The 26,386-nt window shown below is 70.5% G+C and carries 26 protein-coding genes and 1 pseudogene; 20 read left to right on the forward strand and 7 right to left on the reverse strand.

The genetic code is table 11. The features are described 5' to 3' along the window. Positions 1-244: 244 nt before the first annotated feature. From ABN611_RS19320 to ABN611_RS19360, 9 genes are all read left to right on the forward strand, one after another. On the forward strand, positions 245-1,798 hold the full coding sequence (locus ABN611_RS19320) for an ABC transporter substrate-binding protein (RefSeq protein ID WP_350281285.1): 1,554 nt from the start codon (positions 245-247) through the stop codon (positions 1,796-1,798). After that, positions 1,799-2,749, forward strand: a complete 951-nt coding sequence (locus ABN611_RS19325) for an ABC transporter permease (protein WP_350281286.1) — start codon at positions 1,799-1,801, stop codon at positions 2,747-2,749. Further along, positions 2,746-3,552 (forward strand): ABC transporter permease subunit, encoded by an 807-nt coding sequence (locus ABN611_RS19330; protein ID WP_350281287.1) that lies wholly within the window; start codon positions 2,746-2,748, stop codon positions 3,550-3,552. The genes ABN611_RS19325 and ABN611_RS19330 overlap by 4 nt, the downstream gene beginning before the upstream one ends. Continuing rightward, complete coding sequence (locus tag ABN611_RS19335) at positions 3,549-5,081, forward strand: ATP-binding cassette domain-containing protein (RefSeq protein ID WP_350281288.1); 1,533 nt, start codon at positions 3,549-3,551, stop codon at positions 5,079-5,081. Before ABN611_RS19330 ends, ABN611_RS19335 begins: the two co-directional genes overlap by 4 nt. After that, the gene (locus ABN611_RS19340; protein ID WP_350281289.1) at positions 5,078-6,121 is read left to right on the forward strand and encodes a pyridoxal-phosphate dependent enzyme; all 1,044 of its coding nucleotides are present in this window, start codon (positions 5,078-5,080) and stop codon (positions 6,119-6,121) included. Before ABN611_RS19335 ends, ABN611_RS19340 begins: the two co-directional genes overlap by 4 nt. 9 nt (positions 6,122-6,130) lie before the next feature. Next, positions 6,131-6,886, forward strand: a complete 756-nt coding sequence (locus ABN611_RS19345) for a phytanoyl-CoA dioxygenase family protein (protein ID WP_350281290.1) — start codon at positions 6,131-6,133, stop codon at positions 6,884-6,886. Further along, positions 6,883-7,692: a DUF364 domain-containing protein gene (locus ABN611_RS19350; RefSeq protein ID WP_350281291.1), complete on the forward strand. Its 810-nt coding sequence runs from the start codon at positions 6,883-6,885 to the stop codon at positions 7,690-7,692. Before ABN611_RS19345 ends, ABN611_RS19350 begins: the two co-directional genes overlap by 4 nt. Continuing rightward, a complete protein-coding gene (locus ABN611_RS19355; protein WP_350281292.1) occupies positions 7,689-8,909 on the forward strand; it encodes an MFS transporter in 1,221 nt (406 codons plus the stop codon). Before ABN611_RS19350 ends, ABN611_RS19355 begins: the two co-directional genes overlap by 4 nt. 73 nt (positions 8,910-8,982) lie before the next feature. Then, complete coding sequence (locus tag ABN611_RS19360; RefSeq protein ID WP_350281293.1) at positions 8,983-9,666, forward strand: DUF1707 domain-containing protein; 684 nt, start codon at positions 8,983-8,985, stop codon at positions 9,664-9,666. Positions 9,667-9,681: 15 nt separating this feature from the next. On the opposite strand, the gene ABN611_RS19365 is transcribed toward ABN611_RS19360, so the two are convergent. Then, on the reverse strand, positions 9,682-11,364 hold the full coding sequence (locus ABN611_RS19365) for a phospholipid carrier-dependent glycosyltransferase (RefSeq protein WP_350281294.1): 1,683 nt from the start codon (positions 11,362-11,364) through the stop codon (positions 9,682-9,684). Positions 11,365-11,447: 83 nt separating this feature from the next. On the opposite strand from ABN611_RS19365, the gene ABN611_RS19370 reads away from it, so the two are divergent. The 10 genes from ABN611_RS19370 (at position 11,448) to ABN611_RS19415 (ending at position 18,097) form a co-directional block, all read left to right on the forward strand. Then, positions 11,448-11,687, forward strand: a complete 240-nt coding sequence (locus tag ABN611_RS19370; RefSeq protein ID WP_350281295.1) for a hypothetical protein — start codon at positions 11,448-11,450, stop codon at positions 11,685-11,687. Continuing rightward, entirely contained in the window at positions 11,684-11,980 is a 297-nt protein-coding gene (locus ABN611_RS19375) for a PIN domain-containing protein (protein ID WP_350281296.1), read from the forward strand. The genes ABN611_RS19370 and ABN611_RS19375 overlap by 4 nt, the downstream gene beginning before the upstream one ends. After that, the gene (gene rsmI / locus ABN611_RS19380) at positions 11,977-12,819 is read left to right on the forward strand and encodes a 16S rRNA (cytidine(1402)-2'-O)-methyltransferase (protein ID WP_350281297.1); all 843 of its coding nucleotides are present in this window, start codon (positions 11,977-11,979) and stop codon (positions 12,817-12,819) included. Before ABN611_RS19375 ends, rsmI begins: the two co-directional genes overlap by 4 nt. A 29-nt stretch (positions 12,820-12,848) precedes the next feature. Continuing rightward, positions 12,849-14,414 (forward strand): methionine--tRNA ligase, encoded by a 1,566-nt coding sequence (gene metG / locus ABN611_RS19385; protein WP_350281298.1) that lies wholly within the window; start codon positions 12,849-12,851, stop codon positions 14,412-14,414. Positions 14,415-14,496: 82 nt separating this feature from the next. Further along, on the forward strand, positions 14,497-14,895 hold the full coding sequence (locus tag ABN611_RS19390; RefSeq protein WP_350281299.1) for a DoxX family protein: 399 nt from the start codon (positions 14,497-14,499) through the stop codon (positions 14,893-14,895). After that, the gene (locus ABN611_RS19395; protein ID WP_350281300.1) at positions 14,888-15,280 is read left to right on the forward strand and encodes a hypothetical protein; all 393 of its coding nucleotides are present in this window, start codon (positions 14,888-14,890) and stop codon (positions 15,278-15,280) included. Before ABN611_RS19390 ends, ABN611_RS19395 begins: the two co-directional genes overlap by 8 nt. Before the next feature lie 15 nt (positions 15,281-15,295). Further along, a complete protein-coding gene (locus ABN611_RS19400; RefSeq protein WP_350281657.1) occupies positions 15,296-15,676 on the forward strand; it encodes a YciI family protein in 381 nt (126 codons plus the stop codon). Beyond that, entirely contained in the window at positions 15,673-16,944 is a 1,272-nt protein-coding gene (locus ABN611_RS19405; protein WP_350281301.1) for a sigma-70 family RNA polymerase sigma factor, read from the forward strand. Before ABN611_RS19400 ends, ABN611_RS19405 begins: the two co-directional genes overlap by 4 nt. A 29-nt stretch (positions 16,945-16,973) precedes the next feature. Further along, a complete protein-coding gene (locus ABN611_RS19410; RefSeq protein ID WP_350281302.1) occupies positions 16,974-17,879 on the forward strand; it encodes an NADP-dependent oxidoreductase in 906 nt (301 codons plus the stop codon). Positions 17,880-18,052: 173 nt separating this feature from the next. Continuing rightward, positions 18,053-18,097, forward strand: a complete 45-nt coding sequence (locus tag ABN611_RS19415; protein WP_350281658.1) for a hypothetical protein — start codon at positions 18,053-18,055, stop codon at positions 18,095-18,097. A 77-nt stretch (positions 18,098-18,174) separates the two neighbouring features. Here ABN611_RS19415 and ABN611_RS19420 read toward each other — a convergent pair. From ABN611_RS19420 to ABN611_RS19440, 5 genes and pseudogenes are all read right to left on the reverse strand, one after another. Then, a pseudogene (locus tag ABN611_RS19420) lies at positions 18,175-18,798 on the reverse strand (phytanoyl-CoA dioxygenase family protein); the annotation flags it as partial. Continuing rightward, positions 18,795-20,072 (reverse strand): sugar ABC transporter substrate-binding protein, encoded by a 1,278-nt coding sequence (locus ABN611_RS19425; RefSeq protein WP_350281303.1) that lies wholly within the window; start codon positions 20,070-20,072, stop codon positions 18,795-18,797. The pseudogene ABN611_RS19420 and the gene ABN611_RS19425, both read right to left, overlap by 4 nt. Before the next feature lie 13 nt (positions 20,073-20,085). After that, positions 20,086-20,895, reverse strand: a complete 810-nt coding sequence (locus ABN611_RS19430; protein ID WP_350281304.1) for a carbohydrate ABC transporter permease — start codon at positions 20,893-20,895, stop codon at positions 20,086-20,088. Continuing rightward, positions 20,892-21,806 (reverse strand): sugar ABC transporter permease, encoded by a 915-nt coding sequence (locus ABN611_RS19435; protein ID WP_350281305.1) that lies wholly within the window; start codon positions 21,804-21,806, stop codon positions 20,892-20,894. Before ABN611_RS19435 ends, ABN611_RS19430 begins: the two co-directional genes overlap by 4 nt. After that, complete coding sequence (locus tag ABN611_RS19440) at positions 21,799-23,115, reverse strand: glycoside hydrolase family 36 protein (RefSeq protein WP_350281306.1); 1,317 nt, start codon at positions 23,113-23,115, stop codon at positions 21,799-21,801. The genes ABN611_RS19435 and ABN611_RS19440 overlap by 8 nt, the downstream gene beginning before the upstream one ends. A gap of 76 nt (positions 23,116-23,191) precedes the next feature. On the opposite strand from ABN611_RS19440, the gene ABN611_RS19445 reads away from it, so the two are divergent. Continuing rightward, complete coding sequence (locus tag ABN611_RS19445) at positions 23,192-24,109, forward strand: helix-turn-helix domain-containing protein (protein WP_350281307.1); 918 nt, start codon at positions 23,192-23,194, stop codon at positions 24,107-24,109. Here ABN611_RS19445 and ABN611_RS19450 read toward each other — a convergent pair. Then, positions 24,081-26,243, reverse strand: coding sequence for a discoidin domain-containing protein (locus ABN611_RS19450; RefSeq protein WP_350281308.1), 2,163 nt, complete (start codon positions 26,241-26,243; stop codon positions 24,081-24,083). The two genes, ABN611_RS19445 and ABN611_RS19450, sit on opposite strands and share 29 nt — an antisense overlap. Positions 26,244-26,386: the final 143 nt, after the last annotated feature.

A 26,386-nucleotide genomic window follows, 5' to 3' on the forward strand; every position in this document is an offset into this window, starting at 1 on the left:
GGCGAACGGAAGCTCCGGTCATCGCTGTAGACATCAGTGCTCCTCAATTCCCCAGGGGACGGATTCCGGCAACGGCTTCGACTCTAGCGATCAAAGGCCCACGCGTCCGCTGGATTACGCGGCCACCGCACCCGGGTGTGGTGACACGCCGTCACGCAGCGCGATCGGATGAGCTCCTCGGAAGAATGATCGCGTCGGGTTCGGATGCGCGCTGGATTTGACAATCGTTTTCACTAAAGTGAGGATGGGGCGCGTGTCTGAGGCTTTGGGTAGGCGTGGGTTCCTGGGGCTGGCCGGCGGTGCCGGGCTGGCAGCCGTGGTGGGGTGCGGCGCGGACGCCGGGGCGGGGAGCAGTGCGGCGGCGCAACCCAAGCAGGGCGGGCGGCTGCGGGCGGTGTACGCCGGCGGCGGGGCGAAGGAGGTGCTCGATCCGCACGTCCAGAGCCTGTTCGTGGACATCGCCCGGCACAAGGCGATGTACGAGAAACTCGTCGAGCTCGGCCCCGACCTGAAGCCGGTGCCGCGGCTGGCGGCGAAGTGGGAGCACGACGGTACGGCGACCACCTGGCGGTTCAGCCTCCGCGACGCGACCTTCCACGACGGCGGCAAGCTGGTCGCCGAGGACGTGCTGTACAGCCTGAGCCGGATCGCCGATCCGAAGGTCCCGGAGCGGGTCGCGCAGTCCTCGCTCGCGACGCTGGATCTCAAGCGCAGCAAGGCGATCGACCCCGCGACGGTCGAGCTGGTGCTGACCGCGCCGAACGCCGAGTTCCCGACCCTGCTCGCCGGGATCGGCACGCAGATCGTCCGCAACGGGTTCAAGGACCCGACCAAGCCGGTCGGCACCGGCGCGTTCAAGTACGTGTCGTTCGAGGCCGGCCGCTCGCTGGTCGCCACCCGGTACGACGACTACTGGGACGAGCCGGCCCGGATCGAGGAGCTGCACATCCTCTCCGCCGACGCCGAGGCCCGCGCGAACGCGGTCCAGGGCGGCCAGGCCGAGTACGCCAACGACATGACCGCCACGTTCGCGCGGACCGCGGAGGCCGGCCGGACGGTGCGCATCGTGGCCGCGAAGGCGAGCATGATGCAGGCGTTCGTGATGAAGGTCGACCAGCCGCCGTTCGACAACCCCGACGTGCGGCTCGCGTTCAAGCTGCTCGCGGACCGGCAGCGCCTGGTGGACGTCGTACTGGCGGGCCGCGGCGAGGTCGGGAACGACCTGTTCGGCAAGGGGTACCAGTACTACCCGGCCGACCTGCCGCAGCGCGAGCGCGACGTCGACAAGGCGAAAGCCCTGCTGGCGAAGGCGGGACTGGCCGGCAAGCAGGTGGAGATCTTCACCGCCGACGCGTCGGCCGGCTTCGTGGAGGCGGCGACGTTGTTCGCGGAACAGGTCGCCGAGGCCGGCGTACGGCTGAAGGTGACCACCGGAAGCCCGCAGACATACGCGAAGGACCTCCTCACGAAGGGGGCCATCGGCAACCATCGGTCCGGCGCGATGACGATCCCGCAGTACTTCACCGACCGGCTGCTGTCCAACTCGCCGTTCAACGTGACGCACTGGCGGCGGCCGGAGTTCGACAGCGCGTTCGCGGCGGCGCGGGCGGTGACGTCGGAGCAGGAGCGGTCGGCGAAGTACGGCGTACTGCAGAAGACGCTGCGCGACGAGGGCGGGATCCTCGCCTGGGGGTTGCCGGACTACCTGGTCGCGGTGTCGGCGAAGGTGCAGGGCGTGCAGGCGGTGCCGCCGAACACGCTCGACCAGGGCCGGTTCGACAAGGTGTGGCTGGCCTGAATGCGCCTGGTCGCCATGCCGTACGCCGTTCAGCGGACGCTGCTCGCGGTGGTACAGCTGGCCGTGCTGTCGGTGCTGGTGTTCGTGCTGACGTCGCTGCTGCCGGGAGATGCGGCGGAGCTGCGGTTCACCGAGACGCTGACGCCTGAACAGGTCGCGGCGCTGCGGGTCGAGCTCGGGCTGGACCAGCCGGCGCCGGAGCGGTTCGTGCACTGGCTGCGGGACGTGCTGACCGGCGACCTCGGGACGTCGCTGATCAGCGGCGGACCCGTCGCCGGCATCGTCCGGAACTCGATCGGCGCGACGCTCGTGCTCACCCTGGCGACGCTCGCCGTGGTGGTGCCGCTGGCGGTTGCCCTGGGCATCGTGATGGGCACCCGGGAGAACGGCCGGATCGACCGCGCGATCAGCTCGGTCACGCTGGCGCTGTCCGCGATCCCGGACTTCGTGATCGCCGTCGTCCTGGTCGCGGTGTTCTCGCTGCGACTCGGGTGGCTGCCGGCGACCTGGGTCGGCGGCGACCTGCTCAGTTCGCCGGCGCTGTTGATCCTGCCCGTCGCGGTGCTGTTCGGCCGGACGGTCTGCCTGCTGTCGCGCCAGGTCCGCGCTGGCACGGTCGCGGCCCTGAACGCCGACTACATCATCCAGGCGCGCCGCCTCGGCGTTCCGCGGCGCCAGCTCCTGCTCCGGCATGTCCTGCCCAACGCCGCCGTACCCGGCGTCCAGGAGCTCGCCCGGACCGGCGACACGCTGCTCGGCGGCGTCCTCGTCGTCGAAGCGATCTTCGCGATCCCGGGCTTCGCCACCGCGCTGGTCGACGGCGTGGAGACCCGGGACATCCCGACGGTCCAGGGCCTCACGCTGGTCCTGGCCGTCGCGGCCCTGCTGATCAACCTGGCCGCCGACCTCACCTGCAACCGCCTCGTCCCGCGAACGGCCCTGCTCCGATGATCGCGCGCGCACGATCGATCCGCGGCGGGGTCGCGGCGGTCATGGTCCTGGTGCCGCTGTTGATCGCGGTGCTCGGGCCGTTCCTGCCGTACGACGCCGCGAAGGGCCTGCCGTACTCGTCCGAAGGCCCGCTCGGGACCGACGGGCTGGGCCGCGACGTCCTCGGCCTGTTGCTCGTCGGCGGCCGGACGGCCCTGGGGATGGCCGCGGGAGCGGTGGCGCTCGCGTATCTGATCGGCGGACTGATCGGCTTGACCGCCGCGTCGACCCGGCACCGCTGGCTGGACGAGGGCCTGATGCGACCCCTCGACGTCCTGCTGCCGCTCCCGTCGCTGCTCGTCATCAGCGTGGTCGCCGTCGGCTGGAGCGCCTCCGCGCTCGCGATCACCGTCGCGGTCGCGATGGTCAACGTACCGACGGTCGCGCGCCTCGTCCGCGCGGCGGCGCTCGACGCGGCCAGCGGCCCGGTCGTCGAGGCGCTCCGCATGCAGCGGGAGTCGTGGGCCACGATCCAGCTCGGGTACGTCGGACGCTCGGTGCTCGGCCCGGTCGCGGCCGATCTGGGCACCCGGATCACGCTCGCGGTGTTCGTCGTCGCCTCGGTCAACTTCCTCGGACTGGGACTGAGCCCGACGGCGCCGGACTGGGCGGTCAGCGTGTCGCGCAACCGGGAAGGCCTGCTCCTCCAACCCTGGTCGGTGCTCGCCCCGGCGCTGCTGCTGGTCTCGTTCACGCTCGGCTTCAACCTGCTCGCCGACCGCCTCGTGCACCGTTCCCGCAGCCTGGTGGAGAGTGCGTCATGACGCTCGTCCAGGTGACCGGGCTGAGTGCCACGGCAGGCTCCGCGGTGCTGGTGGACGGGGTGTCGTTCGAGGTGGTCGCGGGCGAGGTGACCGCGCTCGTCGGCGCGTCCGGCTCGGGCAAGACGACCTCGGCGCTGGCGCTGCTGGGCGAGCACGGTGACGGCGTCCGGCTCACCGGGCACGTGGAGGTCGACGGCCAAGTAGTGGTCGACGGCAACGGTGTCACCACGGCCGAGGTCCGCGGCCGCGTCGTCGCCTACATGCCGCAACACCCCGGCAGCGCCCTGAACCCGGCCAGGCGCATCGGTACGACGCTGCGCGAACTCGCGAAGCTCCACAACGGCGACGCCGCCGAGGCGGTCCGAGCCGCCCAGCTACCTGGCGATCGCGCCACGCTCAAACGGTTTCCGTACCAGTTCTCCGGCGGCCAGCGGCAACGGGTCGCGCTCGCCCAGACGCTCACCTGCCGGCCGAAGGTCCTCGTCCTCGACGAGCCGAGCACCGGCCTCGACTCGATCACCCGCCTGCACCTAGTCCACGAGCTCCGGGACCTCGCGGCCACCGGGCTCGGCATCCTGCTGCTCAGCCACGACCTCGACCTGGTCCGCGCGCTCGCCTCCCGCGTCGTCGTCCTCGACGCCGGACAGGTGATCGCCGCCGGCGCCACCGACGTACTCCCGGACCGCGAAGATCTCCCGGCCCTGGGAGCCTCGGCCGACGCCAAACCGTTGCTCAAGGCAATGAGCCTGTCCGCCTCGTTGCGTCCGCGCGGGCGCGACGTCGTCGTCCGCGACCTCGACCTGGCCGTCCCCGCCGGAAGCTGCCTCGGGATCGTCGGCCGCTCCGGCAGCGGGAAGACGACGCTGGCGCGTTGCCTCGCCGGTCTCCACGAGCGCTACACCGGCACGATCCTCCTGGACGACGCGCCGCTGCCCGTCCTCCGCAAACGCACCCACGACCAGCACCGCCGCGTCCAGTACGTCTGGCAGGAGGTCCGCGGCTCCTTCGACGAACGCCGCCCCGTCGACCAGCAGGTCGCCCGTACGGCGGAACGCCTGCGCGGCCTGGTCCCGGAGCAGGCGCGCGCCGAAGCCGTCGCCACCCTGGCCCGGCTCGGCGTCGCCGCGATCACCGCCGCCCGCCCGCCGAGCCGCCTGTCCGGCGGCGAGCTGCAGCGCGCCGCCCTCGCCCGCGCGGTCCTCGCGCACCCCGACGTCCTGATCTGCGACGAGATCACCACCGCGCTCGACGACCGCGGTACGGCGCTCGTCCTGGACCTGCTCGCCGAACTGAAGGGCCGCGGCACGGCGCTGATCTGGATCGGCCACGACCTCGGCCTGGTCGCCGCCGTCGCGGACCAGGTCCTGGTGCTCGACGCCGGTCAGGTCGTCGAGCAGGGCCCGCCCGCCACCCTCACCACCGCACCGCGGCACGAACTGACCCAGGGTCTGGTCGCGGCGGCGCGGATCGGTGACCCCCAAGCTCCGCCCTTGTTATCCCTCGACTCAAGGAGCGAACCGCGCCGATGACGCGACTGCACGCCCACCTGGCGGAGGCCATCAAGGACCCGGACCCGATCCGGGTCGACGACCTGATCTGCCTGCGGTTCGAGACGATGAAGGTGTACTCCGCGCTCGGCGCCGTACGGCATCTGCTGGACACCGGCCGGGTCCGGCCGGGCGACACGCTGATCGACAGCTCGAGCGGGATCTACGCGCACGCGCTCGCGCTCGCCTGTCACCGGTACGGGATGAAGTGCCACATCGTCGGCTCGACCACGGTCGACCGGACGCTGCGGATCCAGCTCGAGATCCTCGGCGCGACCGTCGAGCAGGTCCCGTCCTCGAACAACCTGCAGCTCGACCAGAACCTCCGGGTCCGCCGGATCGGCGAGATCCTCCGCGACAACCCGACGTACCACTGGATGCAGCAGTACCACGACGACATCCACTACCTCGGGTACCGCGCGGTCGCGGACCTCGTCGCCGAGCTGGTGCCCGCCGGGCCGGTGTGCCTGGTCGGCGGTGTCGGCACCGGGGCCTCCACCGGCGCGATCGCGGCGTACCTGCGGGAGCGTGGGCGGGACGTGAGCCTGGTCGGGGTGCAGCCGTTCGGCAGCGTCACGTTCGGGGCCGGTCACACGCAGGACCCGGAGATGATCATCGCCGGGATCGGCAGCTCGATCGAGTTCCGCAACGTGCGGCACGAGCTGTACGACCGGATGCACTGGGTCTCGTTCGAGTACGCGATGTCGGCGGCGGTGGACCTGCTCCGGACGTCCGGGGTGTTCGCCGGGCTCTCGGCCGGGGCGGCGTACCTGTCGGCGCTCTGGGAGCACAGCTGCGACGGTGGGCGGCAGCACGTGTTCCTGGCCGCGGACACCGGCACGCGGTACGTCGAGTCAGCGTTCGCGCGGCATGCCGAGGCGCGGCCGATGGCGTCGATGCGGCCGCGCGAGATCGGTTCGCTGGACGAGCTCGCGGTGCCGTGGTCGGCGATGACGTGGGACCGGCGGGAGTCGGTCCAGGTCCGCCGCGAGGAGTTTCCATCTGCGACCCCGTCGCATTAAGCTGAGTGTGTGACGGGGTATGTGCTGCTTCCGGAGTTGTTCACGGCAACCGAGGTCGACCGGCTGCGCGACGTGGTCGAGCAGGTCCACGCCGAGGTCGTGTCCGCCGCCGAGGCGGGCGAGACGACCGTGAACGTCTGGCCGGACGGGCACCGCCTGGAAACGGTGCGCGGGACAACGATCCACTGGGAGCCGGAGGCGGAACGGAAGGCGGTGCGCAGCCTGTCGCCGGTGGCGCACCTGCATCCGGAGCTCGAGGCGTTGTGGGACGAGCCACGGTTGGCCGGCCCGATGAGTTCGCTGATCGGGGCGGCGGCGGGGCGATTCGTCGCGAAGCTGAACTACAAGCGGGCCGGTGTCGGGTCGGAGTTCGCGTGGCACCAGGACTTCCCGTACTGGTACGGCTGCTGCGGCGCGGCGGCGTACGACATCGCGACCGCGATCGTGATGCTCGACGACAACACGGTCGCGAACGGCGCGCTGACGCTGATTCCCGGCAGTCCGGCGGAGGGGCCGGTCCGCCGGGATCCGCTGGACCCGACCGGCCTGCTGGTGGATCCGGCGGTCGTCGACGAGGCCCGGGCCGTGACGGTGGAGGCGCCGGCCGGTTCGGTGCTGATGTTCCCAGGTCTGATGGTGCACCGCTCGGCACCGAACAGGACGGCGTCCGACCGGCGCTCGCTCCTGTACTGCTTCCAGCCGACGGGTCGCCCAGAGTTGTCCGCCCTGCACTACGACCCCGAAAGGCTGGCCGATCTCCCATGACCGCTCACGTGGCTGATCTCACCGCTGCTGTCCTCGCCGGATCGCATGGTCCGGCACCGGCGGAGTTCGACATCACCAGTGCGTTCTGGCTGCACCACACGACCCGGCTGCCCGGCGCCGACGTCACCTACCGCAACTACTACGTCCTGCTCCGAGTGGGTGAAGTCTTCGGTGCGTGCTCGTTCGAAGCGGGTGAGCTCGACCCGGCGTACTGCGCCGACACCTCCGGCCGCACGCTGGCCGACGTACTCACGTCCGACGACCCGCTGCCGGTCCGCATCGCAGCACTGGACGCGTACCTGGCAGCGGTCGAGCCGCACCACACCGCGCCGTACGCCGAGGAGGTCGTCCTGCCGGCCGGTACGCCGGACGTCCGCGCGCGGGCCCGGGACGCGGCGGTCGCCGGGCTGCTGGATGTTGCCGAAGGCACCAAGGTCGCGCTGATCGGGGTCGTCAACCCGCTCGTGGACGCGATCACCGACCGCGGCGGGATCTGCCTGCCGTGCGACCTGAACCTGCGCGAGACCGCCTCCGGCCTGACGGTGTCCCGCGACATGGTCGAGGTGGTCGACGCCGCCGACGCGGTGGTCGCCACCGGGATGACGCTGTCGAACGGTACCTTCGACGTACTCCTGACTCGTTGCCGAGAGCAATCGAAGCCGCTGGCCGTGTACGCGCAGACCGGCAGTGCCGTGGCCCGGGCGTTCCTCGGCGCGGGGGTCACCGCGCTCTCCGCCGAACCGTTTCCCTTCTCCCAGTTCAGCTCCCGCCCGAGCAGCCTCTATCGCTACAGGACGGACACATGACCACGCAGCAGAACGTCAGCGCACTCCCCGCCGAGGTCCCGGGTGACCTCCGGATGGCCAGACGGCTCTGGCCGTTCCTGCTGGCGTCGACCGTGAGCCTGATCCCGTTCACGGTCTTCGGGATGTACCTGGTGCCGATCTCGGAGGCGGCGGGCGGCAGCGTCGCCGAGATCGGCGGCCTGCGCGGGCTCGGCGGACTCGCGGCGCTGGCGGTCGGCGTCCTGCTGGCGCCGCTGATGGACCGGGTGCCGCGGGAGCTGGTGGCGGCGGGCGGCCTGGCGCTGCTCGGGATCTCGGCGGCGTTGGGGGCCGTGGGCAACGTGTTCGCGCTGGCCGCGTTCTGCCTGCTGATCGGCGCGTCGACGTCGATCCTCGCACCGTCGATCGGAGCCGCCGCGGCCGACCGGTTCGCGTCACCGGCCGCCGCGGGCCGGGCGGCGACGCTGGTGTCCGCGACCACCTCGGCGATGGCGATGCTGGCCGCGCCGGTGCTCGCCGTCCCCGGGCTGATCTGGGGCTGGCGCGGCAACCTGCTCGCCGCCGCGGTGATCGCGCTCGCGCTCTCCGCGGCGTTCTTCACCCGCGGCCGCGGCCGCAAGGCGCCGATCACGAAGGGCGCGCGGATGAGCTACCTGGCGACGTACCGCGAACTCGCCCGGATCCCCGGCGCCGTGCCGCTGCTCGCGGTCGCGATGCTCCGGACGGCGGCCTTCATGGGGTACCTCGCGTACCTGGCGGCCTTCTACGACGAGAAGTTCGAGCTCGCGCCGGGGTGGTTCGCGCTGGTCTGGTCGCTCAGCGGTGCGTCGTTCTTCGTCGGCAATCTGCTCGCCGGCCGGTACCTGGCCACCGAGCGCGCCGGGCTGACTCCCGAGCGGATGCTGCTCGTCGGCATCACCGTCGCGCTGCTCGCCGTCTCGGCGTTCTACTTCTCGCCGACGCTGCCGCTCACGTTGCTGCTCACCGCGCTCATGGGTGCCAGCCACGCGACGGTCGCCGCCTGCGTCACGACGCTCCTGGTCCGGCACAGCGGTGACCTCCGCGGCTCGGCGCTCAGCGTCAACGCGGCCGGTATGAGCCTCGGGACATTCGTCGGCGCCGCGGTCGGCGGGGTCGGGCTCGGGCTCGGCGGTTACCCGGGTACGGCGATCACGTTCGCCGGGATCACGCTGGTCGCCGTCCTGTGCGCGCTGCGTGTCCGGAGCGCGCTGCGCTAAGGGCTGCCTCGGGGCGGTTTCAGGGTTCTCACCGTGGTCCCGATCGGCCGCTCTCGATATATCGTTCGGGGTTATGGAGAACCTGCCCGACCGCCCGCACCCGCACGCGCACCTGCGGGCGTCAGACATCGATCGCGACCAGGTCGTCGACGTGCTCCGGGACGCGCTGATGTCGGGCCGGCTGACGCAGGACGAGCACGCCGACCGGCTCGAGCAGACGCTGCAGGCGAAGACCCTCGGCGAGCTGGAGCCGATCACCCGGGACCTGATCGTCCCCGGTCAGGCGGCGCCGATCGCGCAACCGTCCCAGTCGGCGCAGTCCGCCTCGACCAGCCTGGTGCCGATCGAGGAACCGGCCGACCCGAGCCGGAGCGTCGACACCATGGTGGCGATCTTCGGCGGCGGTGAACGCACCGGCCGCTGGCGCGTGAAGCGCCGGACCAACGTGTTCGCGGTGTTCGGCGGGCACGACCTGGACATGACCGACGCCGTGTTCGAGGGCCGCGAGGTGACGATCAACGCGTTCGCGGTGTTCGGCGGCATCGACCTGACCGTGCCCGACGGCGTGACGGTCCGCAGCGAGGGGATCGGCATCTTCGGCGGCTTCGGGGCCCGCGGCTCCGCCGACACCGACCCGAACGCCCCGGTTCTCGTGGTCAAGGGCCTGGCCCTGTTCGGCGGCGTCGGCGGCCAGTCCTCGAGCAAACGGCACGGCAAGAAGCGCCGCCACAAGGGCCACCCCCACCTGGGCCACTAGTGCCTGAGCGGGACGTCAGATCCAGGTCTTGAACCACATCCGGCTGAGCCATTCCGGGTGCGGCAGCACCTTGTCGGTCAGGATCGGCCAGATGTAGGCGAAGTTCAGCACCACGAGCACGACGTACGCGCCGACCACCGCGCTGCCGACCAGCCGGCGCGGGGTCGCCGTACTCAACGCGGTCCGGGCCGGGCCGAGGACCTTGCCGAGCACCAGCGCCAGCGCCATCACCGTGAACGGGATCATCGTGACCGCGTAGAAGAAGAAGATCGGCCGGTCGTCGAACGCGAACCACGGCACCCAGCAGGTCACGAACCCCGCGATCGGTACGCCGAACCGCCAGTCGCGCGCGCCGATCCACAGCACCAGCGCGGCGATCAGTGCGATCGCGCCGCCCCACCACAGCAGCGGCGTACCGAGGGCGGAGATCACCTGCAGGCAGTTGGTGCCCGCCGGCGCGTCGCAGCCCGGCGTACCGGGCTTGATGTCGTTGACCGCGTCGAAGCCGATCGGGCGGGCGATGATCGGCCAGCCGGCCGGGTTCGACGAGTACGGGTGGGTGGCGTTCTTGATGTAGTCGCCGGTGTGGAACGCGAGGACTTCCTGGTGGTAGTGGATCAGTGACCGGAAGTCGTCGGGCACGACCTTCATCACGCCGTGTGCCGGGTTGCTGGCCGCCCAGTTGTGGTCGTACGCGTTGTCGTGGAGCAGCCAGCCGGTCCAGGTGGCGACGTACGTGACGCCGGCGACCAGGACCAGGCTGATGAACGCCGGTACGCCGTCCACCAGCGCGGACTTCACGAACGCGAACCGGACGCCGAGCGCGCGCCGGGCGCCGAGGTCCCAGGCGAAGGTCAGCAGGCCGAACGCGGCCAGCGTCCAGACCGCGGACCACTTGGTGCCGAGCGCGAGACCGAAGCAGACACCGGCCGCGAGCCGCCACGGGCGGACCAGCAGCCAGCGGCCCATCGTCCGCCGGGCGCCGTCGGGCACCGGCTGGTCGAGGGTCTCGGCGTGCCGGCGCCGGGTCCAGTCCCGGTCCGCGACCAGGCAGGAGACTGCCGCGACCAGCCAGAACGCGAGGAAGATGTCGAGCAGCGCGACCCGGGACATCACGAAGTGCAGGCCGTCGACCGCGAGCAGCAGCCCCGCGATCGCGCCGATCAGCGTCGACCGGGTCATCCGCCGTACGGTCCGGATCACCAGCAGCACGGTCAGCGTCCCGATCAGCGCCGGCATGAACCGCCACCCGAACGGCGTCATCCCGAACAGCTGCTCACCGGCCGCGATCATCCACTTGCCGACCTCGGGGTGCACGGTCAGGCTCGGGGTGTCCTTGAACACGTCCAGGTTGCCGCTCAGGATCGCCTTGTCGGCGGCGCCCTCGGGCTGGTCGATGAACTGCCGCGCGTAGCCGAACTTGAGCAGGCTGAACGCGTCCTTGGCGTAGTACGTCTCGTCGAAGACGAACTTCACCGGGTTGCTGAGGTTCCAGAACCGCAGCACCCCGGCGAGGGCGGCGATCAGCAGCGTGGCGATCCAGCCGCCGTCGAAGTCCCGCGGCATGGCCGGGTACAACCGCTCCTTGAGCGGCGGCAGCCGTCTCCCGAGCACGTCCCGCCCGAGCAACTCCCGCTCCGCGCCGGCATCACTCCGCCGTACGGTCCCGTCCTCGATCACAGCAGCCACGCCCGCCATGGTACGGACGCCCCGGTCCCCCCGCCTCCCCGCACCTGTGGAAAACCGGAGCCCGTCGTGCGGAACCTCCTACAATCAGTCACATGAGCACGCCACGCGAGGAGCTGCACGCGCTGATCGACGAGCTGTCGGACAAGGCCGCCGCCGACCTGCTGCCGGAACTTCGCCTGCTGAAGATGCAGACCGAGGCGAGGACCCTGCGAGCACCCAGCTCGCGGCCGTGGCCACCGGCCTGGTTCGGGTCCGTGGACGGGACTCCGTCAGACTTCACGAAGCACATCGACGAGATCCTCAGTGCGGAGTTCGGACGCGACTCGAAGTGATCATCGTCGACACCGGCCCGCTGGTGGCGCGCTCGGGCGGGGCCAAGCCGGAAGCGGCCTTCCTCAGATCGCTGGCGACGGAGGACTTCACCGTCGCGCCGGTCACGCCCGCGTGGCTCGAGCGCACCGCCGACCTGATCGGCCAGTACGCCGATCTACCGCTGGGAGCAGTGGACGCATCCGTGGTAGCGCTCGCGGAGGAGCTCGGCGTTGGCGAGGTCGCGACGCTGGATCGACGGCACTTCAGTATTGTCAGGCCTCGGCACCTCGACGCGTTCACACTTCTCCCATGACCGGGCGATTGGTGTTGGCGGGGACGCCTATTGGGGATGTTTCCGATGCTTCGGCGCGGTTGGGGCTGGTGTTGGCCAGGGCCGACGTGGTGGCGGCGGAGGATACCCGGCGGTTGCGGCGGTTGACGTCCGAGTTGGGGGTTCAGCTCGGTGGGCGGGTGGTCAGTTACTTCGAGGGGAACGAGCGGGAGCGGACGGCCGAGTTGCTGGAGGCGCTGCGGCAGGGTTTGACCGTCGTGGTGGTGACGGACGCGGGGATGCCCAGCGTGTCGGATCCGGGATACCGGCTGGTCGCGGCCGCGATCGAGGCCGACGTCGTCGTCACCGCGGTGCCGGGGCCGTCGGCAGTGCTGACCGCGCTGGCGCTGAGTGGGCTGCCGGTGGACCGGTTCACGTTCGAGGGGTTCCTGCCGCGCAAGCCGGGGGAGCGCGGGCGGCGGCTCGCGGAGCTGAAGGACGAGCCGCGGACGATGGTGTTCTTCGAGGCGCCGCACCGGCTGACGCAGTCCCTGGAGGCGATGGCCGAGGCGTTCGGGGGTGAACGTCGTACGGCGGTGTGCCGGGAGCTCACCAAGACGTATGAAGAGGTCAAGCGTGGGCCTCTTGACGACCTGGTGATGTGGTCGAAAGACGGGGTACGAGGCGAGATCACGGTTGTGGTGTCCGGAGCGGATCCGGACAGGACGATGACCCCCGCGCAGCTTGCGGAGGAGGTCGCGAAGGACGAGGAGGCGGGGACGCCGCGTAAGCAGGCGATCGCGGACGTCGCCAAGCGGTACGGCGTCCCGAAGCGGACCGTGTACGACGCCGTCCTCGCGGCCCGAGACCCTGGTCAATAGCACTGGCGCACGGCACTACCCTTGGTGATATGTCCGAGAAGGCCTATTACGTCACCACCCCGATCTACTACGTCACGGCCGCGCCGCACATCGGCAGCGCGTACACGACGGTGGCCGGGGACGTCCTGACCCGCTGGCATGCCCAGCGCGGTGAGCGCAAGTGGTACCTGACGGGTACCGACGAGCACGGCGAGAAGGTGATGCGCAGCGCGCAGGCCCAGGGCATGACCCCGAAGGAGTGGACCGACAAGCTCGTCGAGGAGGCCTGGAAGCCGGCCTGGGTGGACGTGGACATCGCGTACGACGACTTCATCCGGACCACCGAGCAGCGGCACACCGAGCGGGTCCGCGAGTTCTGGCAGACGCTCTACGACAAGGGCGACGTCTACAAGGGCGAGTACGAGGGCCTGTACTGCGTCGGCTGCGAGGAGTTCAAGCTCCCCGCGGACATCAGGACCGACGAGGACGGCACCCAGCGGTGCATGATCCACGGCACCGAGCTGGAGACGGTCTCGGAGACCAACTACTTCTTCCGGCTCTCGGCGTACGCCGACAAGCTCCTGGAACTGTACGAGTCGCAGCCGGACTTCGTTGCGCCGGCGAGCGCGCGCAACGAGGTGGTCGCGTTCGTCAAGCAGGGCCTGCAGGACCTCTCGATCACCCGGTCGACGTTCGACTGGGGCATCCCGGTCCCGTGGGACGAGGACCACGTCCTGTACGTCTGGATCGACGCCCTGCTGAACTACGTGACCGCCGCGGGCTACGGCACCGACCCGGAGCGGTTCGAGCAGCTCTGGCCGGTCGACGTCCACCTGGTCGGCAAGGACATCCTGCGGTTCCACGCGGTGATCTGGCCGGCGATGCTGATGGCCGCCGGGGTCGCCGTACCGCGGCAGGTGTTCGCGCACGGCTGGCTGCTGGTCGGCGGCGAGAAGATGAGCAAGTCCAAGCTGACCGCGATCGCGCCGCACGAGATCACCGACCACTTCGGCTCGGACGCGTTCCGGTACTACTTCCTGCGCACGATCCAGTTCGGCTCCGACGGCTCGTTCTCCTGGGAGCACCTGAGCGCGGTCTACACATCCGAGCTCGCGAACGGCCTCGGCAACCTGGCCAGCCGGATCGCGGCCATGGTCGGCAAGTACTTCGACGGCGCGCTGCCGGAGCCGACCGACCACGGACCGGCCGAGCAGGCGCTCGCGGACAAGCTCGCGCAGACGGTGGCGACCGCGGACAAGGCTCTGGACACGCTGGCCTTCCACGAGGCGCTGGCCGCGATCAACGAGCTGGTCGGTGCGGTCAACGGCTACGTCACCGAGCAGGAGCCGTGGAAGGTCGCGAAGGACGAGTCGCAGCGGGCTCGCCTGGCGACGATCCTGTACTCGGCGGCCGAGGTGCTGCGTGCGGTCGCCGTACTGCACAACCCGACGATGCCGAAGACGTCCGCGAAGCTGTGGGAGTTGCTCGGCGCGGAGCAGAAGCTCGGCGGGCTGGCGGACCAGCGGGTGCAGGACGCCGGCACCTGGGGCCAGCTCCCGGCCGGCGCGACGCTGACCAAGGGCGACCCGCTGTTCCCGCGCCTCGAAGAAAGCTGAGAAAAAGTTCGGCCGAGCTGTCGAAGGCCCGGTGACGGCTCCGATAACGGGGTGAAAGTGACCCTGATGATCGGAGTGAGCGATGAGTGAGCGTGTGGTTGTCGCAGTCCGGCCCGCGGCGCGGGTCCGGACGGTGGCCGTCTGGACGGTGCGGGCGGCTCTGGCGGTGCAGTTCGGTGTCGGCGGGGCCGGGAAGCTCGCCGGCACCGACCAGATGGTGCGGATGTTCGACGACATCGGCGCCGGTCAGTGGCTGCGGGTGTTCGTCGGCGTCCTCGAGATCGCCGGCGCGCTGGGCCTGCTGGTCCCGCGGCTGGCGGCGGCAGCGGCTCTCGGGCTGGTCGGGCTGATGATCGGCGCGGTGATCACCAACGTCGCGGTGCTCGGCATCTCGCCGGCCGCGCCGCTGGCGTTCGGTGTGCTGGCCGCGGTCGTGGCGTACGCCCGGCGGCGGGACCTGCGGGGAGGCCGTCATGTCTGAGCTGCAGAGCCTCGCCCCGTTGATCGGGATCTGGAAGGTCGAGGGGCCGGGGCACCATGGGACGGTCAGCTACGAGTGGTTCGGGGACGGCGCGTTCGTCGTGCAGCGGGTCGAGCTGGTCAGCGACGGCGAGGCCAGCCGCGGCGTCGAGTACATCGGCTTCGACGCCGAAACCGGTACACTCCGGTCCCACTACTTCTCGAACACCGGCAAGATCCTCGAGTACACCTACGAACTGGCCGGCCGCACGTTGACGATCTGGTTCGGTGGCACGGACTCACCGGCCAAGTTCGTCGGCGAGTTCGACGCCGGCCTCGCAGTGAACACCGGTGCCTGGCAGTGGCCGGGCGGCGGGTACGAGTCGACCATGACGCGGGTGGGGTGATCGGCAGTGAAGTACATGATCATGACGTTCGGGGACGAGTCCGCCTGGGACACGCTCGGGCTCGGCGGCCGGGAGTCGACCTGGACGCCGGAACAGGTGGACGCGCACTTCCGGGCGATGGGGGAGTTCTACGCCGAGCTCGCGGCGAACGGCGAGCTGGTCACCGGCTTCGGCCTGGCCGATCCGTCGCACACGATGACGATCGAGGTCGTCGACGGCCGCCCCGTCGCCTCGGACGGCCCGTACGCCGAGGCCAAGGAGGTGCTCGCGGGCTTCGGCATCATCGAGGTCGACTCGCACGACCGGGCCGTCGAGCTGGCTGCGCGGTTCTCGGCCCTGGTCGAGACCCGGGTGGAGCTGCGACCGGTGATGGACCAGGGCGGCCAGGAGATGTGACCGAGCCGGCCGAGGACATCCGGACCGAGGACCTGCTGCGCGAGTTGGCGCCGCGGGTCCTCGCCGCTGTCACGCGCCGGTTCGGCCGGTTCGACCTCGCCGAGGACGCGGTCCAGGAGGCCTTGCTGGCGGCGGTCACCGGCTGGGCCGCGGACGGCGTACCTCCGAATCCCGCCGCCTGGCTGACGACCGTCGCCGTACGGCGGATGACCGACATGCTGCGCAGCGAGCAGGCAAGGCGCCGACGGGAACACCTGGACGCCACGCGCAGCCTCCCGGAGAGCCTGCTCGGGGACGAGAACACCACGACCGCCGACCAGGACGACACGCTCGTGATCCTGTTCCTGTGCTGCCATCCGGACGTGCAGCCGGCCAGCCAGCTGACCCTGACGCTGCGGGCCGTCGGCGGTCTGACGACGGCCGAGATCGCGCGCGCCCTGCTGGTGCCGGAGGCGACGGTGGGCCAGCGGGTGAGCCGCGCGAAGCAGCGGATCAGCCAGTCCGGCGCACGGTTCCGGCTGCCGGAGCCGGCGGAGCGCCGGCAGCGGCTCGACGTGGTGATGCAGGTGCTGTACCTGATCTTCAACGAGGGCTACACCGCCTCCTCGGGTACGACGTTGCAGCGGGTCGAGCTCGCGGCCGAGGCGATCCGGCTGACCCGGATGCTCCGCGAGAAGCTCCCCGCCGAGCCCGAGGTCGGCGGGCTGCTGGCGCTGATGCTGCTGACCCACGCGCGCCGACACGCACGGACCGGTCCGACCGGCGACCTGATCCCGTTGGCCGAGCAGGACCGGACCCGCTGGGACCGCGACCTGATCGCCGAGGGCATCGCGCTGCTCGAGGAGGTGCTGCCCCGACGCCACCCCGGCCCGTACCAGCTGCAGGCCGCGATCGCCGCCGTCCATGCGGAGGCCGAGCGGTTCGAGGACACCGACTGGGCGCAGATCGTCGCGCTGTACGACGTCCTGGTCCGGATGTCCGCTGATCCGATGGTCCGGCTGAACTCGGCGGTCGCCGTCGCCATGCACCGCGGACCGGCGGCCGGCCTCGCGCTGCTCGACGGCCTGGCGACCGATCCGGCGCTGGCCGGACACCATCGCCTGGCCGCGGTCCGCGCGCACCTGTTGGAGCAGTCCGGCGCCGTCGAGGCTGCTCGCGACGCCTACCTGGCCGCCGCCAAGCTGACGATCAGCGCCCCGGAGCAGCGCTATCTGCGCTCTCGGGCGGCGCGCCTGGGAATGCGCGAGCAGCCGCAGGCCTTCGAATGAAGAGATCATCCAACGACGGAGGCGGCGGTATGCGGGCTGTGGTGTTCGAGGAGTTCGGCGGTCCCGAGGTGCTGGAGGTGCGGGACGTCCCGGAGCCGCAGGCCGGTCCCGGCCAGGTGCGGATCCAGGTGCGGGCGGCGGGGGTGAACCCGTACGACTACAAGGTGCGCCGCGGGCTGACCAAGGCGAAGCTGCCCCAGATCCCTGGTTTCGAAGTGGCGGGCGTGGTGGACCAGGTCGGTGACGGCGCCGAGTTCGCCGTCGGCGACGAGGTGGTCGGCTGGTCCGTGGGCGGCGCGTACGCCGAACACGCGATCGCCGGCAACATCACGCGGAAGCCCGCCGGCGTCAGCTGGGAACAGGCGGTCAGCCTCCCGGTGGCCGGTGAAACCGCGCAGCGGGTCCTCGACCTGCTGGACCTGAAGTCCGGCGAGACGATCCTGATCCACGGCGCCGCCGGTGCTGTCGGCGCTGTCGCCGTACAGCTCGCCAAGGCCGCCGGTCTGACCGTCGTCGGTACGGCGTCGCCCGCGAACCACGAGTACCTGCGGTCGGTCGGCGCGGTCCCGGTGGAGTACGGCGACGGTCTGGTGGACCGGGTCCGCGCCGCCGCGCCGCAGGGTCTCGACGCCGTGTTCGACATTGCCGGAAAGGGCGGGCTGCGGGAGTCGATCGAGCTGCGCGGAGGCACCGAGCGGATCGTCACGATCGCGGACTGGGAAACGGCTGGCGCACTCGGCATCCAGGCCTCCGGCGGAACCGGCGCCCCGGAACTGGTCCGGGCTGGCCTGGACGCGCAACTGCAGGCGGTGGCCGACGGCAACCTCAGCACCCGGATCGCGGACACGTTCGCGCTCGCCGACGCGGCCAAGGCCCAGGAGCTCAGCGAGTCCGGCCACGCCCGCGGCAAGATCGTCGTCCTGCCGCAGGCATAGCCGCGCATCAGGCGTAGGCGAACCGCGACGGCGGCGTCGGTACGTCGTCCACGCGCGGGTCCCAGCGGTCCACGAAGGTCACCCCGGCGGGGATCTCGACGCAGTCCGTCGAGGTCCAGCCGCGGGTCAGCGTCGGGAAGTCCGGCACGTCCGGGTGGTAGTGCGGCTTGCCGGTGCCGAGCAGGTCGACGGCCATCGGCGCGCTCAGCGCCTGGTAGCGGAAGTCGGCGGACAACCGCAGCCGCTTGGTCCGGTTCGGCATCGCGCCGTGCACGGTCAGGCTCCCGAACAGCAGCACGTCACCGGGCTGGTACGACGTCGTACGCCACTCCGGGTGGTTCTCGTCGGCCTCGGCGCGCATCATGCCCGGTCCGTCGGACGCCTTCACCGGCAGGACCCCGAGCCGCGGTGACCCGGCCAGCACCCGCAGTCCGCCGATCTCCGGCGGCGCCGCGCTCAACGGCAGCCAGGTGGTGAGGGTGTCCACGGACCCCTGGATGAACCGGTAGTCCTGATGGATCGGCGTCGGGTTCGCGCCGGGCGACGGCGGCGCGATCCGGCAGATGTGCGCGGGATGCGCGAACGTCTGCTCGCCCAGCAGCAGGCTGGTCAGTGACAGCAGCTCGGGCCGTACGGCGAGCCGGTGGAACGCCTCGGTGCTCTGGATCGCCGTGTAGGTCCCGAAGAACCCGGCCGATCCCTCCTCGACGGCCCGCCCGGACGCGACCAGCTCCCGCGGATCGGCGTCCCGGTCCAGCCAGTCGCTGTCGTACAGGATCCGCGCCAGTTGTTCGTGTACGTCGCCCACCACATCGGCAGGCAACAGTCCCCGGAAGAACAGGTAGCCGTCACTCGCGAGCCGGTCCCGCAGTACTCCGGCGTCCTGCGCGTCGGCGTACGAATCGGTCAGTTCTTTCATTGGTCGTTCCCGATCTTGTCCATGGTCCTGGCGATGTCGGCGACGCCGACCTTGTCGAGGTACAGGTCGTTCGCGGCCTTGTTGATCTCGTTCACCTTCGCGGCCCAGCCGTTCGCGATCGGCAGGTTGACGGTGCTGCCGGCCGCGGAGTCGAGGAAGGGCTGGACGTCGATGCCCTTCTTCTTCCAGAACGCCTGGTACCCGGCGCCGGCGTCGTTCAGCGCCGGGATGACGTACCCGGCGTCGCCCATCAGCTTCTGCGCCTTCTCCGAGCCGAGGAACGCGACCAACTGGCCGGCCTCGTCCGGGTGCTTGGTCTTCGCGAACATCGTCTCCGCGAGCCCGTTGATCACCACCGTGCGCCCGGCGGGCCCGGCCGGCATCGCCGCGACGCCGATCGGGAACTTCACCTCGGGCAGCGCGAACGGCAGCAGCGCGTTGTTCGCCGGGAACATCGCGACCTCACCGCGGTAGAACATCTCGGTCGCCTGCCCGGTCGGCGGGTTGGTCCGAGTGCCGTCCGGCGACACCTTCCACTTGAAGACCAGGTCGCGGGCGAACTGCAGCGCCTCGACGGACTTCTGGCCGGCGAAGTCGAAGGTGCCGTACGGCTTGTCCAGCGCGTGACCGCCGTTCGAGGCGATCCAGTTCAGCCACTGCGTCTGGCTGTGGTTCCAGGAGCAGAAACCCCACTGCTTGCTGCCGACGGTCAGCTTGCGGGCCACCTCGAGGAAGCTGCCGGAGCCGTCCGGCGCCCAGGTCAGCTCGGCCGGCATCGTGACCCCGGCCTTGGCGAACAGGTCCTTGTTGTAGAGCAGGCCGACGATGCCCATGTCCTTCGGCATCCCGAGCTGCTTGTCCTCGAACTTGTACGACTGCACGACGTTCGGGTGGTACGAGTCGAGCTTCAGGCCGGCCTTCGAGATCAGGTCGTCGAGCGGCGCGAGCACGCCCTTGCTCGCGAAGTCCGGGAAGTAGTCGACGGTCAGCCAGAACACGTCGGGCGCCTTGCCGGACGCGAGCTCGGTGGTGAGCTTGGTCCAGTACTGGTCCCACGGCAGCACCTCCATCCGGACCGTGATGTCCGGGTTCTCCGCCGTGAACGCGGCGAACACCGCCTTGTAGCCGACCTCCTGCTGCTCGTCCCAGAGGCGGTACACGAGCTCGACCTTGCCGCCGCCGCTGCTGCTCGCCTTGTCGTCGGACGAGCCGCAGCCGGCGAGCGCCAGCACACTGCCGGCGCCGATCAGAAAAGTCCTTCTGGACAAAGACATGAGAGCCTCCGTACTACTTGAGCCCGGTAACGGCGACCGAGCGGACGATGAAGCGCTGGAAGACGACGAACAGCACCAGCAGCGGGGCGAGCGCGATCAGGCTGCCCGCCATCACGGCGTTGTAGTCGACGCCGATCTCCCCCTTGAACAAGGCGATCCCGACCGACAGCAGGCGCTTGTCCTCGCTGCTGGTGATGATCAGCGGCCAGAGGAAGCTGTTCCAGTTCGCCACCACGGCCAGCGTGGTGACGGTGACCAGGATCGGTTTCGACAACGGCAGCACGATCGACACCAGCGTCCGGACCCGCCCGGCGCCGTCGATCCGGGCCGCGTCCTCGAGGTCCGCGGGGATGCCGCGGAAGAACTGCCGGAGCAGGAAGATCGCGTACGGCGTACCGAGCATCGTCGGCAGCATCAGCCCGGCCCAGGTGTCGACCAGCCCGAGCTTCTGCATCATCAGGTACAGCGGGATCATGGTGACCACCGGCGGCACCATCAGTGTCGACAAATACACCCAGAACAGGGCGTCTCGGCCCGGGAAGGACAGCCGCGCGAACGCGTACGCCGCCAGCACCGCGAACACCACCTGGCCGAGCGTGATCCCGGCCGTGACGAGGGCGGTGTTCACCAGGTAGCCGCCGAAGCCGGAGCCGAACAACCGGTCGAAGGCCGCCGTACTCGGAGGCAGACCGGGCTCCCACGGCATCGTCTCCGACAGTTGCCCGGGGCCTTTGAATGCGGTGAGCACGGTGAGCAGGTACGGGAAGATCGCGAACACGCAGCCGAGCACCAGCACCGCGTAGGTGAAGAGACGCAGTTTCATCCGGACACCTCATAGGTCGTACGGCGCTCGAAGTACGCGAACTGGGTGATCGTCGCGACCAGCACCACGGCGAACAGCAGCACCGAGATCGTCGACGCGTAGCCGAAGTCGAACTTGCGGAACGCCTCGTCGTAGATCAGGTACGTCGCCACCTCGGTGCTGTCACCGGGCCCGCCCTCGGTCATCACGAAGATCGTGTCGAAGGCCTGGAACGAGCCGATCACGTTGGTGATCAGCACGAACAGCATCGTCGGCCGGAGCAGCGGCAGCGTGATCGAGAAGAAGTGCGCGACCGGCGAGGCGCCGTCCAGCGACGAGGCCTCCCGCAACGACCGCGGGATGTTCTGCAGGCCGGCCAGGAAGAACAGCATGTTGTACCCGGCGAACTGCCAGATGTGTACCGCCGCGACGCTCGGCATCGCGAGCACCGGCGACGACAACCAGGCCGGACCGTCGATCCCGAACAGGCCGAGGAACTGGTTCAGCGCGCCGCGTCCCGGGTCGAAGATCCAGCTCCAGACCAGGCCGAGCGCGACCGGCGTCGCCATCCACGGGATCACCAGCAGCGCCCGGAAGTACTTCATCCCGCGCAGCTTGCGATCCACCAGCAGTGCCAGCAGCAGCGAGAGGATCGTCGTACCGGGGACGCAGATCACCACGTAGTACACGGTGACGAGCAGCGAGTGCCAGACGTCGGAGTCCGCGAACAGCTTCTGGTAGTTGGCGAGTCCAACGAACTCCGGGGTGGCGAGCAGCTTCCAGTCGAACAGGCTGAGCACCAGCACGATCACGACCGGCGCCAGCAGGAAGCCGAGCACGCCGACCAGGCTCGGGGCGAGCAGGGCGTAGGCCGCCGCGGTCTGGCGGCCGCGGCCGATCCCGCGGGTGCGTCGCGGCGCGGGCCTAAGCATCGGGATTCCGCAACGGGTGCGGCCGCGGCGAGCTCGGGACGAGCAGCTCGCGGGTGCGGTCGAGCGCCCAGGGGTCGAGCGCGCCGATCGGGTCGCTCGACATCCGCAGCCCGGGGCCCTGCTCGATGTGGCTCGCCCAGCGCTCGCGTTCCTGGACGTCCGGCCGGACGATCAGGCAGTCCGAGTCGTTCGCCCAGAACCGGCCGTGCAGAAACTCGCGGGCCACCGACGTCGACCGCGCGCCGTGCTGGCCCGGCTGGCTGATGTCGCCGGACGGCGGCTCGACCAGCGGGTCGGTGTCCGGTGAGATTCGCATGCAGTCGACGAGCCCGAGACTCGGGAGGATCGGCGCACCGCAACCGTGCAGGATCCGGTTCGGCCCGACGGCCTCGCGCAGCAGCCGCATCCCGTGCCGGTACGCCGCGATGCCGTCGAGCTGCTCGTGGCGCGGGCCGTCGATCGCACCGGCGTACACGAAGTCCAGCTTGAAGTGGTCGTAGCCCTGGCGGCACAGCTCGGTGAACACGTCCTGGAGGTGCCGTGCCGCGCCTGGGTGCGTGACGTCGAGGACCAGTTGCTCCTGGCCCCAGTTCGTGCCGGCGCTGATGCCGGGGACCAGCCACTCCGGGTGCTTGCGCGCGGTCTCGCTGCCGCTCGCGACCAGGAAGGGCGCGACCCAGATGCCCGCGCGGCGACCGCTGGAGCGGATGTCGGCGGCGAGCCGGACGGTCGACCCGAAGTCGTCCCGGGGCGTGAGCCAGTCGCCGATCGCGGCCTGGTAGCCCTCGTCGAGCAGCACCAGGTCGACGCTCAGGTCGTGCTGGTCGAACTGGCGGACGTCGGTCATCACGTCGCGCTCGGTGACCTTGCCCCAGTATGCGTACCAGCTGCACCACGACGGCCCGAAGACCCGGACCGGCGGGACCCCGGCGCTGAACGCGTCGGCCCAGTCGGCGAGTGCCTGGTTCGGGTTGGCGTGGGTGCTGGTCGTCACCGCGACTTCGCCGTCGGCCGACACGACGAGCTTGTCGCCGGACAGCTCGGCGCGGATCGACGGCACCGCGTCAGGAGTGGTCGCGGCGATCACGACGACCTCGCCGGCGGTCGCGACCGCGAGCAGGCCCTCGCCCTGGAACCGTCCCGCGTCCACGCCAGGCCGGTACGCCATCACGTGGTGGTTCGGGGCGGTCGGCCGCGGCGGGCGGGCGTCGAGCCGGTACCAGCCGCTGGGGCTCCAGGACTGCCAGCCGTGCTCGAAGACCAGCGTGGCGGCGTCGTGAGCGAGCTCGGCGACGGGGGTGAATGGCACGGATCCCTCAATTCGTTCGGGTGCAGGATCTTGCTGCTGTGCCGCTAATCTTGGGTCGCGAACGAGGAGATCCACCATGACGGAGCCTGCTGACTTCGAGCACGATCTTGCTACTCAGGTGCTCATCGAGCTGTACAGCGAGATCCCGCCGCCGAGCAAGCTGGTCACCGGCCACTTCCACAGCGGCGGGGACTACCGGGTCGTCCGGCCGGACGGCGTCGGCAGCTGGTACCTGCTCTACACCGCGTCCGGCACGGGCCGGTACCTGATCGGCCAGAACACGCTGACCCTGCGCCACGGGGACGTCGTCCTGGTCAGTCCCGGGACGCCGCACGACTACGGCACCGTGGGCACCTACTGGGAGTCCTGGTGGGCGCACTTCCAGCCGCGCCGGGAGTGGCACTCGTGGTTGTCGTTGCCGCAGGCAATGCCGGGGCTGTCGTACGTCCGGCTCAGCAGGTCGTCGGAGACCGATCGCGTGGTGTCGGCGTTCGACCGCCTGCACCGGGACGCGCAGCGCGCCGGGCTGTCCCCGACCGGCGACACCGAGCTGCACCTGCTGGAGAAGAGCGTCGCGACCGAGCTGACGATGAACGGCATCGAGGAGGTGCTGCTCACCGCGGTTGCCAGCCTGCGCCGGGAGACCCAGCACCTCGACGCCCGGGTCCAGTTGGTGCTCGAGGCAATCACTGCGGACCCGGCGCGGCCGCACACGCTTTCCTCACTTGCCGGCCTCGCGCAGGTGTCCGTCTCCCGGCTGGCGCACCTGTTCAAGGAGCAGGTGGGGGACTCGATCATGAACGTCGTCCTCGCGCTCCGGCTGCAGCGCGCGGCCGAGCTTCTCGGCGCGACCGACATGTCCGTCGCGCAGGTCGCCGCCGCGGTCGGTTTCGAGTCCCCGCACTACCTCAGCCGGCAGTTCGGCCGCCGGTACGGCATGTCCCCGACGGCCCACCGCGCCGCGGCTAGGAACCCGGAGCTAGAGCTATATTGAGCTCGGTCGCCGCGGCGTAGTCCGCGCCGCCCGCGAGTCCGACGAGCCGCACGTAGCGGGCCGTCGTACCGGCCGGGAACCGCGCGATCTTCGCGTCGACGCTGCCGTCCCAGGTGCCTGTCACGACTGACGTGAACGTGGTGCCGTCGGTGCTGGTCCGGACGTCGTACGACGAGATCCGGCCGTTCGGGACCGCGGCGTCCTGGCGCGGCGTGTACACCAGCGCCTCGATCGCCCGCGGGGTCTTCAGGTCGAGGGTGATGTACTGCGGGAGCGGGGCGTGCGGACTCCAGTTCGAGTGCCACATCGTCGAGCAGCTGCCGTCGATCGCGGCCGCCGCGCCGTACGCGGACGAGCCCTGGCTGGTGGCCGTGGCCGTCATCTCGTGCTGCGGCAGGAACTTCAGCGGGCCGAACGGGCCGTCGGCGGGCGGCGGCGTCCCCGGGATCGCGGTCACCCGGCCGAGTGCCGGTGCCTCGAGCAACGGATGGGTGCGCAGGTGGTTCAGGAACACCTCCTGGCCCATCCGCGGCGCCCGGACGAGGTCGCCGTACTGCTGGAAACCCGGATAGCCGTACTGCGCACCGTGCAACGGCATCGCCGCGCTGGTGGTGACCTGGTAGGTCCTGCCGAGCTGCAACGGCTTGCCGTTGACGAGCACCTCGGCCGGATCCACCCGGTCGCCGACCGGCCGGCCCAGGTCGTAGGTGTAGCGGAAGTTCGCCGACGTCGCGAGCGCGGACAGCCGGGTGCAGCCGTACGCCGGTGGGATCCATTGCTGCTCGAGGACGCGTTCGACCGTTGCCCCGGTCATCGAGAGCGTGGTGATCGGCGAGATGCCGGCGACCGGCCACGCGGCGCCGTACGTCACCGTCCCGGCCTTGAGCCCGGCGGCGATCACGTCGACGCCCAGGTCGGCGGGGACGAGGGCGAAGTCGCTGTCGGCCTCGGCGCGGTAGAGGTCCGCGACCAGGTTGCCGGTGCGGCTCTCGGCGGTCTTCGCGAAGTCGAGGTCCCGGTCGAGTTTGGTGAGCGGCTGTTCGCGGCGCGCGGCCCACTTGTCCATCCAGTACTTCACCATCTGCTGGATGCCCGCGTCCGGCGTCAGGTCCTTGGTGACCGCGTGGTTGGTCGCCGTGGTCGCCGAGCGGATCACCTCGCCGGTCGCCGGATCGAGCGACAGGTTCACCTCGCCGAGGATCCGGCCGTGGTTGCTCGCCTCCAGCACCGGCCGCGGTACGCCGTCCGGGTCCGGGATCATGCACTTGAACGCGGTGTGCCAGTGGCCGCCGAGGATCACGTCGACGTCGGGGGAGATCGCCCGCGCGGCGTCGAAGATCGGGCCGGTCGGGTTCTTGCACTCGTCGTACAGCCCGCCCTGCTGACCGCCTTCGTGCATGCTGACCACGATCGCGTTCACGCCTTGCGCCTTGAGTTCGGCCGCGGCCCGGTTCGCTCCCTCGACCAGGCTCTGGAACTCGAACCCGGAGCCCTCGATCGACAACGTCTCGTGCGGCGTGCCCGGGAAGCCCAGCCCGATGAACCCGATCCGCTGCGTGCCGGCCTGCGCGATCCAGTACGGCGGGAGTACCGGCCGCTTGGTCCGCGGATCGACGACGTTCGCCGCGTGGTACGCGTAGTCGGTGCCGTGGAAGCTCTTGCCGGTGGAGTCCTTGAAGCAGCTGTCGAAGCCTGGGGTGCCGTAGCAGGCCCCGGTCGTCATCCGGCGCAGGAACGGGAACTCCCGGTCGAACTCGTGGTTCCCGGCCACGTCGAAGTCCATCCCGAGCGCGTTCAGTACCTCGATGGTCGGCTCGTTCGCGAACGCCTGCGTGTAGTCCGGCCAGCCGCTGAACTGGTCGCCGGAGCCGATCAGGAAGCTGTTCGGCTTGCCGGCCCGGAGCTTGTCGAGATGGGCCTTGAGGTACCCGGCGCCGCCGACCTGCTGGGTGCCGGACGGACCCGCGATCGTCAGGTTCTCGGTCTCGGAGAGGTAGCCGTGCAGATCGGTGAGGCTGAGGACCTGCACGGGGATCGGCGCCGGGCTCGCTGCTGTCGCGGCCGGCAGCGCGGTGGCTCCCACCGCGAGGCCGAGGACGGCGAGAACCGAGCTGATCCGGGACTTTCTGGTCATCGGCTGCTCCTGTCGGTCGGGCGGAACCGCAACGCAACCTACTAAGCGCGGGGCGGGCGCGAACATGTCCGCGGCTGCTGACTTCGTGCACGATCCGGCTGACGCTTTCTTACAAGCGCATGCCGGGCGGGAACCGTACGGTC

Source organism: Kribbella sp. HUAS MG21 (genome assembly GCF_040254265.1).
In the GTDB taxonomy this organism is placed as follows: Bacteria; Actinomycetota; Actinomycetes; order Propionibacteriales; family Kribbellaceae; genus Kribbella.